Below are 15,625 nucleotides of genomic sequence, written 5' to 3' on the forward strand. Positions count from 1 at the left end.
TCAGTTGCCCCCCTGCTGGCCGGGGCCGCCCGCGGGGAATCCGCCCGTGCCGCCCGTACCGCCGCTGAAGCCGTTGCCGCCCGTGCCGCCGAGCCCGCTGAGGCCGCCGCTGGAACCGCTGCCGCCCGAGCTGCCCGAGCTGCCCGAGCTGCCCTTAGAGCCTCCCGCACCCGGCGTCGCGATGCTCAGCTGGATGGTGTCGCCGGACGACAGGCCCTTGGTGATCTGCGTGTAGTTGTCCTCCGAGAGGCCCGTGGTCACGGTGGTCGTGACGGCCTTGCCGTCGACGACCTTCTGCACGGTGGACTTCCCGTCCTTCGTGGTGATCGCGAGCGACGGCACCGCGACGGCGTCGCTGATCTGCTTGTAGATCACCTCGGCGGTGACGCTCACGCCGTCGTAGAGGTTGTCCGGGGTGCCGGTGACCTTGACCGTGACCGGGTAGGTCGCGGCGCCCGAGGTGGTCGACGGCAGCAGCCCGATCGCCGAGACGGTGCCGAAGAAGCTGGAGTTCTCCGTCGTGGAGAGTTGCACCTGGTCGCCGACCTTGATGTTCTTCACCGCGGTCGCGCTCACGGCGATCGACGTCGTCCAGGAATCCGTGCCCGTGATCTCGAACGCCGAGCTCGACGAGCCGGAAGAAGAAGCGGATGAAGAAGAAGCGGATGAAGAGGACGAACCGCTCGACGGCGATGCGCTCTGGCCGGAGCCTGCGGACGAAGACGAGCCGGAACCTGACGAGCTCGAGCCCGACGAGCTGCCACTCACCTGGTCGCCCACCGCGACGTTGACGGCCGCGACCACTCCGGCAACCGGCGCCGTCAGCGTCGTTCCGTCGACTTCCGCCTGTGCGGAGGTGACGGATGCCTGCGCCACGGTCACCGCAGCCTGGTCGGAGGCGATCGCGGCAACGTCCGCGTCAGAGCCGGTCGAGGAGCTCTCCGCCTCGGCGAGCTGGGCCTGTGCGGTCGTAAGGGCGGCCTTGGCAGAGGCGAGATCGGCGTCGGCCTGAGTCGTCGTGATCGTCGCGAGAACCTGGCCCTTCGTGACGGTCTGTCCGGCCGTGACCTTCACCGCGGTGACCGTGCCCGAGGCTGCGAAGCTGACGTCCTCGTCGACGGTCGGGCTGAGTGTGCCGGTGCCGCTGACGGTCTGCTGCAGGGTGCGAGTCGAGACCGTGAGGTTCTGGGTCGTGGCGGTCGCCGAGTCGGCATGGGCTTTCGAGGCGAATCCGAACCACCACACGCCTGATGCGGCCAGCACCACCGCGACGGCGGCGGCGCTGATCACGATCTTGCGGCTGGTGACGATCCGGCCGACCTGGTCGGGCAGTTTCATCGCGGTCCTTTCACGGGGGAGTCGAGCACTGTCCACCATCGGGCGCGGTTCTTCCGGGATTCTTATTTCGGCTGAACGAACCGCCTCGACTTCCTATGCGTTCGATAGGGGTTGCACGTGCGAGGGAGGAGAGGTCTGCGAGCGACGCCGAACCGCCGGGAAGGCGCACTGCCGGTTCCTATACTTCGAGCGTGACTGATGAACCGGCGCGGATCCTCGTCGCCGAGGACGACCGGCGGCTCGCGGGGATGCTCGAGCAGCTCTTGGCCTCGGACGGCTATGAGGTCGTCGTCGCCTATGACGGGCAGCGCGCCCTGCATGAGGCGATGACCGGCCGCTTCGACGTGCTGCTCTTCGACCGCGGGCTGCCCGCACGTGAAGGGCTCGATGTGATCGAGGGCCTCCGTGCGCAGGGGAACACCGTTCCCGCGCTGATCCTCTCCGCACTCGGGAACCCGGCCGACCGGGTCGAAGGGCTGACCCGGGGGGCCGAGGACTACCTGCCGAAGCCCTTCGACGTCGACGAGCTGCTCGCCCGGCTGCGCGTGCTGCGCCGCAAGAGCGCCATGGCGACCACCGGGCTCGCGATCCCCGGCGGCATCCTGCATCCCCAGCGCCACGAGGCCGCGCTCACGGCGGGGCCGGTCGTCGTGCTCTCCGAGCGCGAGAACGACCTGCTGGCGACGCTCGCGCGCCGGCCGCGCCAGGTGTTCACCCGCGACGAGCTGCTCGAGTCCGTCTTCGCGGACGCTGACGACACCGGCGTCGTCGACGCCTACGTCCACCACCTGCGCAAGAAGCTCGGTCGCGGTTGCGTGCTCACGGTGCGCGGCGTCGGCTACGCACTCGGGGCGCTGTCGTGAGGACCGACCCCAGCGGCCTGCGCTCGGTCTCGCTGCGCCTCGCTCTCCGCTTCGCCGGCCTGATCGTCGCGCTCTTCCTCATCGTGGCGGGCGTCGTGATCACGCTCGTCACCACGAGCGAGCACGAGGCGGTGAAGCAGTCCCTGGCCAGCGCTGCGCGGCTCGACTCGCCGCGGGACGCGCCGGCCGGCGTCTACGTCGCGATCCTCGGCGGCCCCGGCCAACCCGGCCAGGCTCCGCCCGGCGATCAGCAGCCCCAAGACCAGGACCAGGTGGCCGTGTCGCCGAACGCGCCGTCGGGATTCCCCGACCTGACCGTCCTCGAGCGGGTCGCCAGCACGCACACGGTCGTGCAGAAGAACGAGACCATCGACGGCATCAGCTACGTGGTGCGCACCAGCTTCTCCGCCGGGCGCGCCGTGCAGGTCGCGGTCAACCTGAGCGACAGCCAGGCCGAGGTGCGCCGGGTCATCATCGCCTTGGCTCTCGCGGGAGTGCCGGCGATCGCCGGGGCCGTGCTGGCCGCATGGTGGATGTCGCGCCGGGCGATGCGGCCCCTCGCGGAGGCGCTCGCGCTGCAGCGCCGCTTCGTCGCGGACGCCGGGCACGAGCTGCGGACCCCCCTGACGCTGCTCAGCACCCGCGCGCAGATCCTGCAGCGCTCTCTCGGCGCCGCACCGCACGGCGAGCAGCCGGCCCTTCAGCCGACCCCCGCTGCCGACACCGTGCGCGACGGGCTGGACGAGATCGTCTCCGACGCGAAGGCGCTGACCGGCATCCTCGAGGACCTGCTGATCTCCGCTGACCCTCGCCAGGACGCCGAGCGCGTCACGCTCGACCTCGCCCTCGTGGCGGATGAGGTGGCCGCGGGCACCAGCGCCGAGGCGGGCGAGCGAGGCATCGCGATCGCGCGCACGGGGGATGCCGCGGTGACGGTCTCGGGCGTGCGGGTGTCGCTCGCGCGGCTCATCCTGGCGCTCGTGAGCAACGCGCTCGATCACGCCCGCACCCGCGTCGAGATCACCGTGTCGAAGCACGGCAAAGAGACCTGGCTGGAGGTCCGCGACGACGGGCCCGGCTTCCCCGCCGGCGCGGCCGAGCGCGTCTTCGAGCGCTTCGCGAGCACGCGCGCGGCCGAGACCGGCGGCTCCGGCCAGCGCCACTACGGACTCGGACTGGCGCTCGTCGCCGAGGTGGCGCACCGCCACGACGGCAGCGTCGAGATCGTCGACACCGGCGGCCGCGGGGCGCTCGTCCGTGTGCGCCTGCCCCTCATATCTCAGACATAGGAATCGCGCGGTCCGTCCGCAGATGGAATAAGAAAGCCGGAAGAAGCGGCGCCCACTCTGGAGTCATCACGACGAAAGAGGGGATCCGATGGACATCCGCACTCGGGGAAAGCGAGCAGCCGCCGCGATCGTCAGCGGCGCCGGGCTCGTCGCCTTCGGTATGACCGCAGCGCTCGGTCTCGTCTTCCTCCACCAGGAGTCGAGCACGTCCTCTGCCTCGACCGACACCGGCAGCACCACCGGTACCGGCAGCGACAGCACCAGCACCACGGACAGCACTGGCACGAGCACGAGCGGCACGGACAGCTCCGATGGCTCCTCGAGCTCCGCAACACAGGATTCCTCGGGCGTCAGCTCGGGTCTCGGTGGCGAATCGCACGGAAGCAGCTCAGGCTCATGAGCACCCGCAGCACCGCGCGCATGGACTGGACCGTCTGGGGCACGGATGCCGTGCTGACGGTGACGGATTCCGCACAGCTCGTCGCCGCCCGCGGCATCCTCGACTCCTCTCTTCTCGACGTCGAGCGGGCGGCGAGCCGCTTCCGCCCCGACTCCGAGCTCAGCCTGCTGACCGGAAGGGCGGCCGCCGGTGTCTCCGTTTCGCCGCTGCTCGCGAGGCTCGTCGATGCCGCACTGCGCGTCGCCGCGCGCACCAAGGGGTGCGTCGACCCGACACTCGGCAACCGGCTGGCAGAGCTCGGCTACGACCGGGACCTGGCAGAGGTCAGGGCACGCGCGGACTTCTCCGTCTCAGCTCACCTGCTGCCGCCACAGGACGAGCAGTGGCGACGCGTCCGCCTCGAGGGCACGACGCTGACCGTGCCCGACGATCTCGCCCTCGACCTGGGCGCGACCGCGAAGGCCGTGGCCGTCGACGACGCCGCGGCGCTGATCAGCCGCGAGCTCGGCTGCGGCGTGCTGGTCGGGCTCGGCGGCGACGTCGCCACCGCCGGGCCGGGGCCTGACGGCCCGTGGCAGATCGACGTGTGCGACGTGCCTGGCGACCCCGCGCAGCAGATCTCGCTCAGCCCCGGCTGGGCGATCGCCACCTCGAGCACGCAGCGGCGGCGCTGGACGGCCGCCGGCCGGACGATGCACCACATCCTCGACCCGCGCAGCGGGCTGCCCGCGCCCGAGACCTGGCGCAGCGTGACCGTGGTCGCCGACAGCTGCCTGGACGCGAACGCCGTCTCGACCGCGGCCATCGTCCGCGGGCCGCGCGCCATCGAGTGGATCAACACCCTAGGCTATGCCGCGCGCCTCGTCAGCAGCGCGGGCCGCGTCCACGCCATCGGCGGCTGGCCGCCGGCCGCGCGCGCCCTCGAGGAGGCCGGTCATGTTCGATGACGTCATGTGGGCCTTCGGGCGCGGCAGCGGCATCGCCGATCTGGCGCTCTTGACCGTCTCGCTCGTCGCGGGGATCCTCACCCGCTCGGGGCGCCCGCTGCCGGGCATCCCCCGCTTCGCACTGTCTCTCATCCATCGCAACGCCTCGCTGCTCGCCGTGGTCTTCCTCGCGCTGCACGTGGGAACGCTGCTGATCGACCCCTTCGCGAAGCTGACGCTGACGGACGTCGTCGTGCCGTTCCTCGGCACCGACAATCCCTTCTGGCTCGGCATGGGCACCCTCGCCCTCGACCTGCTGATCGCGATCGTCGTGACCGCCCTGGCGCGGCGGGCGATCGGGGTGCGAGCGTTCAAGGCCGTGCACTGGCTGGCCTACGCGATGTGGCCGGTGGCCATGCTGCACGGCGTCTTCGAAGGCACGGACGGGACGGATGCCTGGTTCCTGGCCGGCGCCGCGACGGCGACGCTCCTCGTCATCGGCGCGGTGCTCTGGCGCCTCTCGCCGCGCTTCCTGGAGGCGCCGCGGCGCGCCGCCGCCGTTGCGGGTGCGACGCGACCGGCCGCGCTCGCCGAGCCGCAGATCTGGAGGGCGTCATGACCATCGAGACCACGGCCACCCGCACGCCCGAGACGCCCGTCGTCGCCTCCCGCCTGCTCGCAGCAGGCGCCGACGCCGACTTCACGCGGCACCTCGCCTGCTTCGGAGCGCTCGATGTCGCCGCGGCCGCACCACGGCTGCTCGCCGAGCTCGAGGCCTCTGGGCTGACCGGGCGCGGCGGCGCAGGCTTCGCGGCCTGGCGGAAGCTCGCCGCGACGGTGAAGGCAGGGGATTCCTCGCCGCGTGCGCGCCCCGTCGTGATCGGCAACGGCGCGGAGGGCGAGCCCCTCAGCCGTAAGGACGAGACGCTGATGACGAATGCGCCGCACCTGGTCATCGATGGCCTGCTCGCCGCCGGTGCGGCGGTGGGTGCGGGCGAGCTCTACCTGTACGCGAGCGAGCCGGCGCTTTCCGCGATCCAGGGCGCGGTGGCCGAGCGCGCGGATGCCGCGGGAATCCGCATCGTTGCCGCCGCCGACACCTTCCTCTCCGGTCAGGCGAGCGCCGTCGTGAACGCGATCGAGACCGGGCGGCCGGTGCCGCGCGACGCCGTCGGACGCCTCAGCGCGTCCGGCCTGCGGGGGCGCCCCACACTGCTGCACAACGTCGAGACGCTCGCCCACATCGGGCTCATCGCCCGCTACGGGGCCGCCTGGTTCCGAGCGGCGGGCACGACGACGGACCCGGGCACCCGGCTCGTCACCGTCGCCGGCGACGTGCCGCAGCCACAGGTGCTGGAGGTGCACGGCGGCGCCCGCATCGACGCCGTGCTCGCGGCCGCAGGCGCTGAGCCCGATCGTATCTCGGCCGTGCTGGTCGGCGGCTACCACGGCGCGTGGCTCACCGCGGACCGGCTGGGCGCCGCACTCTCGGCCGAGGCCCTCGCCCCGCACGGCGCGCACCCCGGTGCCGGCATCCTGCTGGCGCTCGACCGCACCCGCTGCGCCGTGCAGGCGACGGCCGAGATCATCGACTACCTCGCCGGGCAGTCCGCACGCCAGTGCGGGCCGTGCCTCTTCGGCCTGCCTGCGCTCGCCGCGAGCTGGCGCGAGCTCGCGACCGGCGCCGCCCCGGCCGACGCGCCGCACCGCACGTGGACGCTGGCCGACGCCGTCGACGGACGCGGCGCCTGCGCACACCCTGACGGGACCGCACGGCTCAGCCGCAGCGCCACGCGCGCCTTCGCCGCCGACATCGAGCAGCACCGGCACGGCCGCTGCCTGCGCGCCGCGCACTGACCAGACCCCATCACGAGAACGGATTCCGATGAGCCAGACGATCTCGAACGGCCGGCCGCCGCAGCCGGGCACGGCGCCGGCCGTCGCCCTGCACATCGACTGGACCCGCTGCGACGGGCGCGGCCTGTGCTCGGAGATCCTGCCGGAGCTCCTCGAACGCGACGAATGGGGCTACCCTCTCGCCGCCGCCCGGCACCGCGGCCGCGACATCCCCATCCCCGCCGAGTCGGAGGCGGCCGCGCGCGACGCCGTAGCGCTCTGCCCCGTCATCGCGCTGAGACTCACGGACCCCCACGCGCGCTGACGAGCGCGCCCGACCACGACGAAGGGAGCCGATTCCAGGACCTTCTCCAGCACACAACTGAATATCGAGTAAGCCATCATGAAGGGCCCCCGCCGGGACCGGCGGGGGCCCTTCGCCGTCTCCTTCACGCGGCGACAAGCGATGTCGGAAAGCGCCCGGCATTCCCGCATCCGTTGTCGCCGCGTGACGGAGAGGGCGGGCCTGAACAGCGTCTACTGTCGCCGGGCGGCGATGACGGACGAAGTCCAGGATGTGAGCCCGCCCCGGCGGTGCCGCAGGCGTCGAGGCCTTCGAGCTTCGTGGCACGTCGCGCGACCGTGGCCCCGCAGGAATCCTGCGGGGCCACGAGCGGCTGACGCCGCAACGTCAGCTCTTCGCGCTGCTCAGCTCGTAGACGGTCTGGCCGCCGACGGTCCTCGCCGTGAAGTTCTGCGCAACCCACTGCTCGATCTGCGTCGCGTACGAGCTGCCGCCGCCCGGCGCGCCACCCATGCCCCCCGAGGAGATGTAGTAGCCGATCTTCCCCTCGGCGACGAGCTTCTTGAACTGGGCGAGAGTCGGGGCGGGGTCGCTCGACCAGCCGCCGATCGCCATGACGGCCGTGCCGGTGTCGAGCTCGAGCTGCGCCGCGGACTGCGAGCCGTTCACCGCGGCCGCCCACGTGGCATCCGACGAGGCGAGCAGCTTCGTGAGCGCGCTCGAGGTGGTGCCGCCGCCCATGCCGTCGGCGCCTCCCGCGCCGCCGCCTGACGGTGCTCCGCCTTGTCCGCCGCCGTCCTGGCTCTGCGGGCCACCCGTTCCGCCGCCGGGGAACCCCTGGCTGCCCGAATCCGCACCGGAGCTCTGCGAGGACGAGCCGCCCTGCTGCGGGCCCTGGCCAGAGCCCGCGCCCGGTGCACCGCCCGGCGCTCCGCCCTGACCCCCTCCCGGCATCCCGCCGCCGAAGCCGCCCGATGACGAGCCGGCCGGCCCGACGCTCGGAATCGAGCCCGTGTGGCCGACGGTCGCCGTCGCGAGCGAGTATGCGGTGGTGCCCGCGAGCCCGCTCACCAGGCCGGCGAGCACGCCGACCGCGACCAGCTTGCGCAGCGCCGGAACGCTGCCGACGAGGACCGCAGCGGCCGAGAGGATGCCGATGGCGAGGATCATCCAGCGCAGCCACGGCTGCCACGACGGGTTCTCGTTCAGCAGGCACCAGGCCCAGACCGCGCTCGCGGCGATCATCGCGGCGAGGCCGCCCCGGCCGATCCACCGCCCGCGGACCTTCCAGAGCATCGCGCCGCCCGTGCCGACCAGGCCGCCGATCGCGGGCACGAGCGCGACCGTGTAATACGGGTGGATCGTGCCGGACATGTAACTGAAGACCAGCCCGGTGACGACGAGCCAGCCACCCCAGAGCAGGAGCCCGGCGCGCGCCGGGTCGGAGAGCCGGCGGCGGCCGGCGACGACGAGGCCGAGCACGAGCGCGATGAGCGCGGCCGGGATGAGCCAGGATGCCTCGAGCCCCATCTCGGAGGAGAAGAGCCGCTCGAGCCCCGTCGAGCCGCCGAAGGACGAGCCGGCGGCGCCGGTGCCGCCCGGGCCTCCGCCGCCGGGCGCGCCACCGCCGCCGTTGCCGTCGCCCCCGAAGATCCTGCCGAGGCCGTTGTAGCCGAAGACCAGTTCGAGCACGGTGTTGTCGGTTGAGCCGCCGATGTAGGGCCGGGCGGAAGCCGGCCACAGCGCCACGGCGAGCACCCACCACCCGGCGCTCACGACGAGCGACGCCGCCGCGATGAGCAGTCCGACGACGCGGCGCCGCCACCCGGTGCGCGCGGCGAGCAGGTAGACGACGGCGAACGCGGGCAGCACCAGCAGGCCCTGCAGCATCTTCGTGAGGAACGCGAAGCCGAGCGCGACACCCGCGAGGGCGATCCAACGCCAGCTTCCCTTCGGCAGCCCGCGGACGACGCAATACGCCCCGGCCGTCATGAGCAGCACGAGCAGCGCGTCGGGGTTGTCGAAGCGGAACATCATCGCCGCCGCAGGCGTGAACGCCACGACGAAGCCGGCGACGAGCGCGCCCACGTTCGCCGTCGTCGCACCGAGGCGCGCGAGCGTGCGACGCACGGCGCCCCACGTCAAGGCGACCGAGCCGACGGCCATGAGTGCCTGCGGGAAGAGCAGGCTGAAGCTGGAGAAGCCGAACAGCCGGGCCGAGAGGCCCATCACCCACAGCGAGGCCGGGGGCTTGTCGACCGTGATGAAGTTCGCCGAGTCGAGCGAGCCGAAGAACCAGGCCTTCCAGCTCTTCGCGCCGGCCTGCACGGCGGCCGCGTAGAAGCTGTTGGCGTAGCCCGAGACGGTGAGATCGGTGAGATAGACGGCGGCCGTGACGGCGAGCAGCAGCCAGAACGCCGGCCTGAGCCAGCGCGGGTCGCCTGGGGCACCGAGGAAGAGGCGGCGCAGAGCGCCGCCTCGACGCCGAGGGGCGGATGCCGCGCCGAAGTTCCCGGCGGCGGCATCCGTGCTCTCGATGGTCGGATGGTCGGTGGTCGTGAGCTGCACGAGCGAAGTCTCCATGTCGGTGGATTTCTGGTCAGCCGGGGTCAGCCGGCCGCGCTGGACGAGGAGGTCGAGGCGCTCAGGTCGTAGACCGTGACCCCGCCGACCGTCTTCGCCGTATAGGTGGCCTCGACCCAACTGGCGATCGTGCTCGCCACGTCGCTGCCGCCGTTCGACTGGCCGACGGAGCCCGCGATGTAGTAGTGGATCTTGCCTTCGGCGACGTACTTCTTGAACTGAGCGAGGGTCGGCGACGGGTCGCTGCCGTTGAAGCCGCCGATCGGCATCACGGAGTCGCCGGTGGCCAGCTGATAGCTCGCGGCCTCGTTGGACCCCGTGGTCGCGGCGACCCAGGTGTAGTCGGATGCGTCCTTCTCGAGCAGCGCGGTGAGAGTGCTGCTGACGGAGGTTCCGCCGAGCAGTCCGCCTGCGCCGCCTGCGGCCTGGCCGCCGGGCGCGCCCTGGCTCTGAGCTCCGGTCTGCGAAGGCGCGGCGTTCTGTCCGGAGGTAGAGCTCGAGCCGCCCTGGCCGGGGAATCCGCCCTGGGCGCCCTGCCCCGCGCTCGGGGCACCGCCCATGCCGCCGGGTGCACCCTGGCCGCCGCCCCGGCCCGCGCCGGGCCCGCCCTGGCCGCCGCCCATGCCGCCCGGGCCGCCGCCCATCGAGCCGGCGACCGTCGGTCCCGCGGTCACGATCGACCCGGTGTGGGCCGTCGACACGGTCTCGAGCGTGTACGCGGTCGGGGAGACGAGCCCGGCGACGATCAGCAGGACCAGGACGGCCGGTGCGACCCGCTTGCTGAGCCAAGGTAGTGCGACAACGGCCGCCGCGGCAGCGAGGCCGAGAACCAGCACGACGACCTTGAGCCACGGCAGCCAGTCGCTCGCCCGGGAGAGCAGCACCCACGCCCATGCCGCCGTGCCTGCAGAGGCCACGGCGAGCACGATGCGCACCCAGAGGCGCTCGCGCGCACCCCAGACCACCGCGCCGGATGCCGCGAGCAGGCCCGCGACCGGTGCGGCGAGCGCCACGGTGTAGTAGGCGTGGAAGATGCCGCCCATGAAGCTGAACGCGAGCAGGGTGACGAGCAGCCAGCCGCCGAAGGTGGCGATCGTGACGCGGCGCGCATCGGTGCGCGGTGCGCGCCCGATCAGCACGAGCGCGGCGACCATCAGGGCCAGCGCCGCCGGGATGAGCCACGAGATCTGGCCCCCGATCTCGTTCTCGAACAGGCGGAACAGCCCCGTGGAGCCCCAGGAGCCCGCGCCGCCGCCGGTGGCGGTCCCCGTGCCGCCGGTCACACTGCCGGTCTCATTCCCGGTCAGCCGGCCGAAGCCGTTGTAGCCGAAGGTCAGCTCGAGGAAGCTGTTGCTCTGCGAGCCGCCGATGTAGGGCCGGGCGGATGCCGGAACGAGCTCGACGATCGCGACCCACCAGCCCGCCGAGACGATGACGGCGCCGAGAGCCAGGAGGAGGTGCACGAGGCGCTTCAGCACGCCGGTGCGGGCGAACGCGAGATAAGCGCCCGCCAAGACGGGCAGGATGAGGAATGCCTGCAGCTGCTTGGTGAGGAATCCGAATCCGACGGCGACGCCGGCGAGCACCAGCCAGCGCACCCGCTCCCTCTCGATCGCGCGCAGCGTGAAGACGACGGCGGTCGTCAGCAGGAGCAGCAGCAGGGCGTCCGGGTTGTTGAAGCGGAACATGAGCGCGGCGACCGGGGTCACGGCGAGCGCACCGCCCGCCACGAGGCCCGCGACCGCGCCGAAACGGTGTCGCACGGCGACGTAGACGATCGCGACCGTCGCGACGCCCATGAGCGCCTCGGGAAGCAGGATGCTCCACGAGCTCAGCCCGAAGATCCGAGCTGAGAGCTCCATCAGCCACAGGCTGGCTGGCGGCTTGTCGACGGTGATCGAGTTGGCGGCGTCGCTGGAGCCGTAGAAGAAGGCGACCCAGTTCTTCGTGCCGGCCTGGACCGCCGCCGAGTAGAAGGAGTTCGCCCAGCCGCTCGCGGCGAGGTTCCACACATAGAGCACTCCGGTGACGAGAAGCAGGCCGACGAAGGCGGCCCATTCCCCGCGCACCCTGGTTCGGGCCGTCGTGCGAGCCTCGGGCGTGGCGAGGGTCGTCGTCAATGTCGTGGTGGTCATCGTTGGTTCGCCTTCTCTCGGGCAGCGATCTGAATCGGAACGGTCAGCGGCTTGACGGCGGGGCGTGGCGGGACCCCCTGCGAGCTGCCGCGGCGGAAGACCCACCAGCGCAGCAGCACGAAGCGCAGCAGGGTGGCGACGACATTGGCGGCGGTCAGGGTGACCACCTCGACCCCTGCGGTCGCGCGGGGGTACCAGGCGTGCAGCCCGAGAAGCGAGCCGCTCGTGATCAGCCAGGCGATGCCGAAGACCACGAGTCCCTGCGCGTGATGGGTCGCCGCATGCGAGCGCCCTCTCACCCCGAAGGTGAAGCGGCGGTTCGCCGCGGTGTTCGCGATCGCGGTGACGAGCAAAGCGACGAAGTTGGCGGCCTGGGCGGGCATCGCGTGCGCGAGCACGAGATAGAGCACCGCGTACGCGACCGTCGACAGGCCGCCGATCAGCCCGAAGCTGAGCAGCTGCATCAGAAGCCCCTGGCGGTGCCCCGCCTCGGCGCTGAGCGGCTGTCGGCCGAGGCGCGCATAGAGCTCGTCCACTGGCAGACGCCCCTTCGCGAGGTCGCGAGAGAGGCGCCACATGCCTTTGATGTCGGCGGTCGCGGTGGCGACGATGTCGACCGAGCTGTCAGGGTCGTCGATCCAGTCGACCGGCACTTCGTGGATGCGCAGCCCCGACCGCTCGGCGAGCACGAGGAGCTCGGTGTCGAAGAACCAGCCCGTGTCCTCCACGTAGGGCAGCAGTTCGCGCGCGACGTCGGAGCGGATCGCTTTGAAGCCGCACTGCGCGTCCGAGAACTTCGCGTCCATCATGGTGCGCAGCATGAGGTTGTAGCTGCGCGAGATGAACTCGCGCTTGCCGCCGCGGATGATCCGCGAGCTGCGCGCGAGGCGCGTCCCGATCGCGAGATCGGAGTGGCCGGAGAGCAGCGGCGCCACGAGCGGGCGCAGGGCGCGCAGGTCGGTGGAGAGGTCCTCGTCGAGGTAGGCCAGCACCCTGGCCGGGGAATCCGACCACACCGCTTTGAGCGCGCGGCCACGCCCCTTCTGCGGCAGGTGCACGGCGCGGACTCCGTCGAGTTCGGCGGCCAGCCGGTCGGCGATCGCCGCTGTGGCATCCGTCGACGCGTTGTCCGCGATCGTGATGCGCCAGCTCTCGGGCATCGCCGCCGACAGGAACTCCCGCAGCTCGACGACGCTGTGCTCGAGGGTCGCCTGCTCGTTGTAGACGGGCATGACGATGTCGAGGTCCAGGCTGGGCGTCTCCGATGGTTCGCCCTGGCGACGTGCTGTCTCGTTCATGCCCTCAAGGCTGGTTCGGCGTTCTTCTCGCTTTCTTATTCGGGCCGAGCGGAGGGCGGGAGGTTTCTATGTACTTCCTCAGCGACCTCGCGCACCACGGCGCGAGCGCGGCGCGACAGCGATCTCTGGGCCGCCCACTGCGCCCGCGATGTCTCGCGCCGCACGCATCACGAGCGGCCCGAGCCGGCGCTCGTCCGAGCGGGCGATGTGGCCCACGATGCCGACCGCGGCCTGCGGCAGACCGGGGATGCCGGGCAGCGCCGCCGCGATCGAGATGTTGCCGAGCGTCATCTCCTGCCGTGTGGTGGCGTAGCCGCGCTCGCGCGCCTCGGCGAGCTCGGCGCGCAGCCGCCGCTCGTCCGTCACCGAGAAGACCGTCTCGCGCTCGAGGGCCCGCGAGAAGAATCCGTCGAGCCATACGTCGTCGCGCGTCGCAAGCAGCGCCTTGCCGACGCCGGTGGTGTGCAGCGGCAGTCGGCCGCCCATGCGACTGAGCGTCGGGATCGAGGATTCCCCGGCCACCCGCGCCACATAGAGCGCCTCTGCGGTCGCCGGGCCGGCGCCGTCGAGCACGGCGAGGTGCACGTTCTCACCTGAGGCCTCATAGAGCCGCTCGAGGAACGGCAGCGCGCCCTCGCGCAGGCGCACCGAGAGGGGTGACAGCTCGCCGAGCTCCCACAGCCGGGTCCCGACGGCGTAGCCGCCGGAGTCCGTTCTGCTGAGGAATCCGATCGCCTCCAACTCGCCGGCGAGCCGATGCGCGGTCGACCGCGGCAGACCGCTGCGCCGGGCGAGCTGCGCCGCGCTCAGCTCGATCTCGTCTTCATTGAACGCGCCGAGCAGCCGCAGCGCCCGCTGCAGGACGCCCTCGCCCTCGTCGCGCGCCCCGCCTGCCATGCAGCAATTCTGGCGGTCGTGGTCGAGCGGGGTGGGTCTCAACCCCGTGGGGCCGCTGCCGTGAGGCCGACCGCGGCGGCGGCATCCGCCAGCCGCTTGTCATAGGCGGCGATGATGTCGGCGCCGATCAGCATGGCCGTGGCCGGATGGATGGCGTCGAAGCTGGGCAGCACCGGGGGATCGATGATGCGCGCTGTGCGCACGACCTCGGCATCGATCGGCATGGGTCACGGCAAGGGCCGCACCCTCATTTCCTCCGCGCGTGACAATGTGACGCGCGGAGGAAAGTCGCGCTGCCCTACAGCTCGACGACCTCGAACTCGAGCAGGCTCGCACCGGTCGCGACCGGGCGGGGGCCAGCACCCGAGCCGCCGTGGTGCGCGGCCGCGGCGCCGTTCTCGCGCCAGGCCTGGAACGACGCCTCCGAATCCCAGGTGGTGACGACGAAGTAGCGGCTCTCGCCCGAGACGGGGCGCAGCAGCTGGAAGCCCTCGAACCCCGGCGCGGAATCGACCGCGTGCTTGCGCGCGGCGAAGCGCGACTCGAGCTCGGAACCGGCGCCCTCTGGCACCTCGATGGCATTGATCTTCACGACGGACATGGGTCCATCCTTGCCGCATCGCCTGCGCGTACGCCGCGCAAACCCTGCCGCGGGCCCTGCCGCTGGTCCTACCGCGCGGCCGGCGCCTCGCCGAGGCGCGCGACCGAGCCCCCGCTGACGAGCGTCACGGGGGTGATCACCGTGCGGGGGGAGCGTGTCGGGTCGGCGATCCGGTCGACCAGCAGCGACACGGCGGTGTCGGCCATCTGGTTGAGGGGCGTGCGCACCGTCGTCAGGCGCGGGGTGACGAGCGCAGACTGCGGGATGTCGTCGTAGCCGACGATCGAGAGCTCCTCGGGGATGCGCACGCCGAGCGAGCGCGCGGCCGAGAGCAGCCCGAGCGCCACGACGTCGCTCGCCGCGAAGACGGCGGTGGGCCGCTCTGCGGCGGAGAGCAGGTACGAGACGGCGGCGGAGCCGAAGTCGAGGGTGTAATCCCCAGGCAGTGAGAGCTGCTGCGCGGGGTCGACACCGGCCTGCCGCAGCGCGTCTGCCCAGCCGTCGCCGCGGCGGCGCACGGAGAGCAGCTCGGGCGGTCCGCCGACGAAGGCGATGCGCCGATGCCCGAGCGAGGTCAGCAGCGCGGTGGCCTGGAATCCGCCCGAGTAGTCGTCGATCAGCACCTCGTCGGCATTCGGCACGTTCTCGACATGTTCGTCGAACACGACGATCGGGATCTCGCTGCGCGCCAGCACCGACAGCGCCGGATTGGAGATCGAGTTGCCCGAGTAGATCAGACCGCTGACGCCGAGCCCGCCGAGCAGCTCGACATAGTCCTCCTGGTGCCGGGAGTGCAGCAGTGTTGACGCGATCACGACCGCGAGCCCGTGGCTCTCGGCCGCCCGTACGATCTCGTCGGCCGCGACGCCGAAGTAGGTGTTGCGCAACTCGGGCAGCACCAGCCCGATCGTGCCCTGCCGGGGCCGCCTGTTGGGGCGGCTCGCGGACCTCTCCGCGGCCTGGTGGTAGCCGAGCTTCTCTGCGGCGTCGAGCAGCCGCGCCTCCGTCTCGGGCCGCAGCGCGAGCTGGCCGCGCAGATAGCGCGAGACGGTGGAGACCGAGACGCCGGTGGCGACGGCGATCGCCCGCAGGCTAGGAGGGCGCTCCACCATCTTCGGCCTTTCGTTGAGCGGGCGACGCGATTCTAGCCACCCC

At 72.0% G+C, this 15,625-nt stretch carries 15 protein-coding genes; 6 read left to right on the top strand and 9 right to left on the bottom strand.

Translation table 11 applies throughout. The features are described from left to right. The gene (locus ABD708_RS02195) at window positions 1-1,338 is read right to left on the bottom strand and encodes an efflux RND transporter periplasmic adaptor subunit (RefSeq protein WP_344751644.1); all 1,338 of its coding nucleotides are present in this window, start codon (window positions 1,336-1,338) and stop codon (window positions 1-3) included. A gap of 191 nt (window positions 1,339-1,529) precedes the next feature. Between ABD708_RS02195 and ABD708_RS02200 the strand changes: the two genes are divergently transcribed. Both ABD708_RS02200 and ABD708_RS02205 read left to right on the top strand, forming a co-directional pair. Continuing rightward, window positions 1,530-2,201 carry a response regulator transcription factor gene (locus ABD708_RS02200; RefSeq protein WP_344751645.1) on the top strand — a complete coding sequence of 224 codons (672 nt, stop codon included), beginning with the start codon at window positions 1,530-1,532 and terminating at the stop codon, window positions 2,199-2,201. Next, entirely contained in the window at window positions 2,198-3,490 is a 1,293-nt protein-coding gene (locus tag ABD708_RS02205; RefSeq protein WP_344751646.1) for a sensor histidine kinase, read from the top strand. Before ABD708_RS02200 ends, ABD708_RS02205 begins: the two co-directional genes overlap by 4 nt. Window positions 3,491-3,556: 66 nt before the next feature. On the opposite strand, the gene ABD708_RS02210 is transcribed toward ABD708_RS02205, so the two are convergent. Continuing rightward, window positions 3,557-3,790 carry a hypothetical protein gene (locus ABD708_RS02210; RefSeq protein WP_344751647.1) on the bottom strand — a complete coding sequence of 78 codons (234 nt, stop codon included), beginning with the start codon at window positions 3,788-3,790 and terminating at the stop codon, window positions 3,557-3,559. A gap of 96 nt (window positions 3,791-3,886) precedes the next feature. Between ABD708_RS02210 and ABD708_RS02215 the strand changes: the two genes are divergently transcribed. Genes ABD708_RS02215 through ABD708_RS02230 form a run of 4 tightly spaced genes read left to right on the top strand, consistent with a single transcriptional unit; the run spans window position 3,887 to window position 6,977 of the window. Continuing rightward, entirely contained in the window at window positions 3,887-4,837 is a 951-nt protein-coding gene (locus tag ABD708_RS02215; protein WP_344751648.1) for an FAD:protein FMN transferase, read from the top strand. Then, window positions 4,827-5,435, top strand: a complete 609-nt coding sequence (locus tag ABD708_RS02220; RefSeq protein ID WP_344751649.1) for a ferric reductase-like transmembrane domain-containing protein — start codon at window positions 4,827-4,829, stop codon at window positions 5,433-5,435. The genes ABD708_RS02215 and ABD708_RS02220 overlap by 11 nt, the downstream gene beginning before the upstream one ends. Beyond that, window positions 5,432-6,673, top strand: coding sequence for an NADH-ubiquinone oxidoreductase-F iron-sulfur binding region domain-containing protein (locus tag ABD708_RS02225; RefSeq protein WP_344751650.1), 1,242 nt, complete (start codon window positions 5,432-5,434; stop codon window positions 6,671-6,673). Before ABD708_RS02220 ends, ABD708_RS02225 begins: the two co-directional genes overlap by 4 nt. A gap of 28 nt (window positions 6,674-6,701) precedes the next feature. Next, window positions 6,702-6,977, top strand: a complete 276-nt coding sequence (locus ABD708_RS02230; RefSeq protein WP_344751651.1) for a ferredoxin — start codon at window positions 6,702-6,704, stop codon at window positions 6,975-6,977. Between the two features lie 366 nt (window positions 6,978-7,343). Here the strand turns inward: ABD708_RS02230 and ABD708_RS02235 are convergent, their stop codons facing one another. The 7 genes from ABD708_RS02235 to ABD708_RS02265 form a co-directional block, all read right to left on the bottom strand. Beyond that, window positions 7,344-9,539, bottom strand: coding sequence for an ArnT family glycosyltransferase (locus ABD708_RS02235; RefSeq protein ID WP_344751652.1), 2,196 nt, complete (start codon window positions 9,537-9,539; stop codon window positions 7,344-7,346). Between the two features lie 26 nt (window positions 9,540-9,565). Further along, a complete protein-coding gene (locus ABD708_RS02240; RefSeq protein WP_344751653.1) occupies window positions 9,566-11,674 on the bottom strand; it encodes a glycosyltransferase family 39 protein in 2,109 nt (702 codons plus the stop codon). Beyond that, window positions 11,671-12,972 carry a bifunctional glycosyltransferase family 2/GtrA family protein gene (locus tag ABD708_RS02245; RefSeq protein ID WP_344751654.1) on the bottom strand — a complete coding sequence of 434 codons (1,302 nt, stop codon included), beginning with the start codon at window positions 12,970-12,972 and terminating at the stop codon, window positions 11,671-11,673. Before ABD708_RS02245 ends, ABD708_RS02240 begins: the two co-directional genes overlap by 4 nt. A gap of 78 nt (window positions 12,973-13,050) precedes the next feature. After that, window positions 13,051-13,869 carry an IclR family transcriptional regulator gene (locus tag ABD708_RS02250; RefSeq protein ID WP_344751655.1) on the bottom strand — a complete coding sequence of 273 codons (819 nt, stop codon included), beginning with the start codon at window positions 13,867-13,869 and terminating at the stop codon, window positions 13,051-13,053. A 38-nt stretch (window positions 13,870-13,907) separates the two neighbouring features. Next, window positions 13,908-14,093, bottom strand: a complete 186-nt coding sequence (locus ABD708_RS02255) for a PIN domain-containing protein (protein ID WP_344751656.1) — start codon at window positions 14,091-14,093, stop codon at window positions 13,908-13,910. Window positions 14,094-14,167: 74 nt separating this feature from the next. Beyond that, window positions 14,168-14,470 carry an antibiotic biosynthesis monooxygenase family protein gene (locus tag ABD708_RS02260; RefSeq protein WP_344751657.1) on the bottom strand — a complete coding sequence of 101 codons (303 nt, stop codon included), beginning with the start codon at window positions 14,468-14,470 and terminating at the stop codon, window positions 14,168-14,170. Window positions 14,471-14,538: 68 nt separating this feature from the next. Then, window positions 14,539-15,579 (bottom strand): LacI family DNA-binding transcriptional regulator, encoded by a 1,041-nt coding sequence (locus ABD708_RS02265; RefSeq protein ID WP_344751658.1) that lies wholly within the window; start codon window positions 15,577-15,579, stop codon window positions 14,539-14,541. Window positions 15,580-15,625 lie beyond the last annotated feature (46 nt).

The organism is Gryllotalpicola koreensis, from assembly GCF_039538185.1.
In the GTDB taxonomy this organism is placed as follows: Bacteria; Actinomycetota; Actinomycetes; order Actinomycetales; family Microbacteriaceae; genus Gryllotalpicola; species Gryllotalpicola koreensis.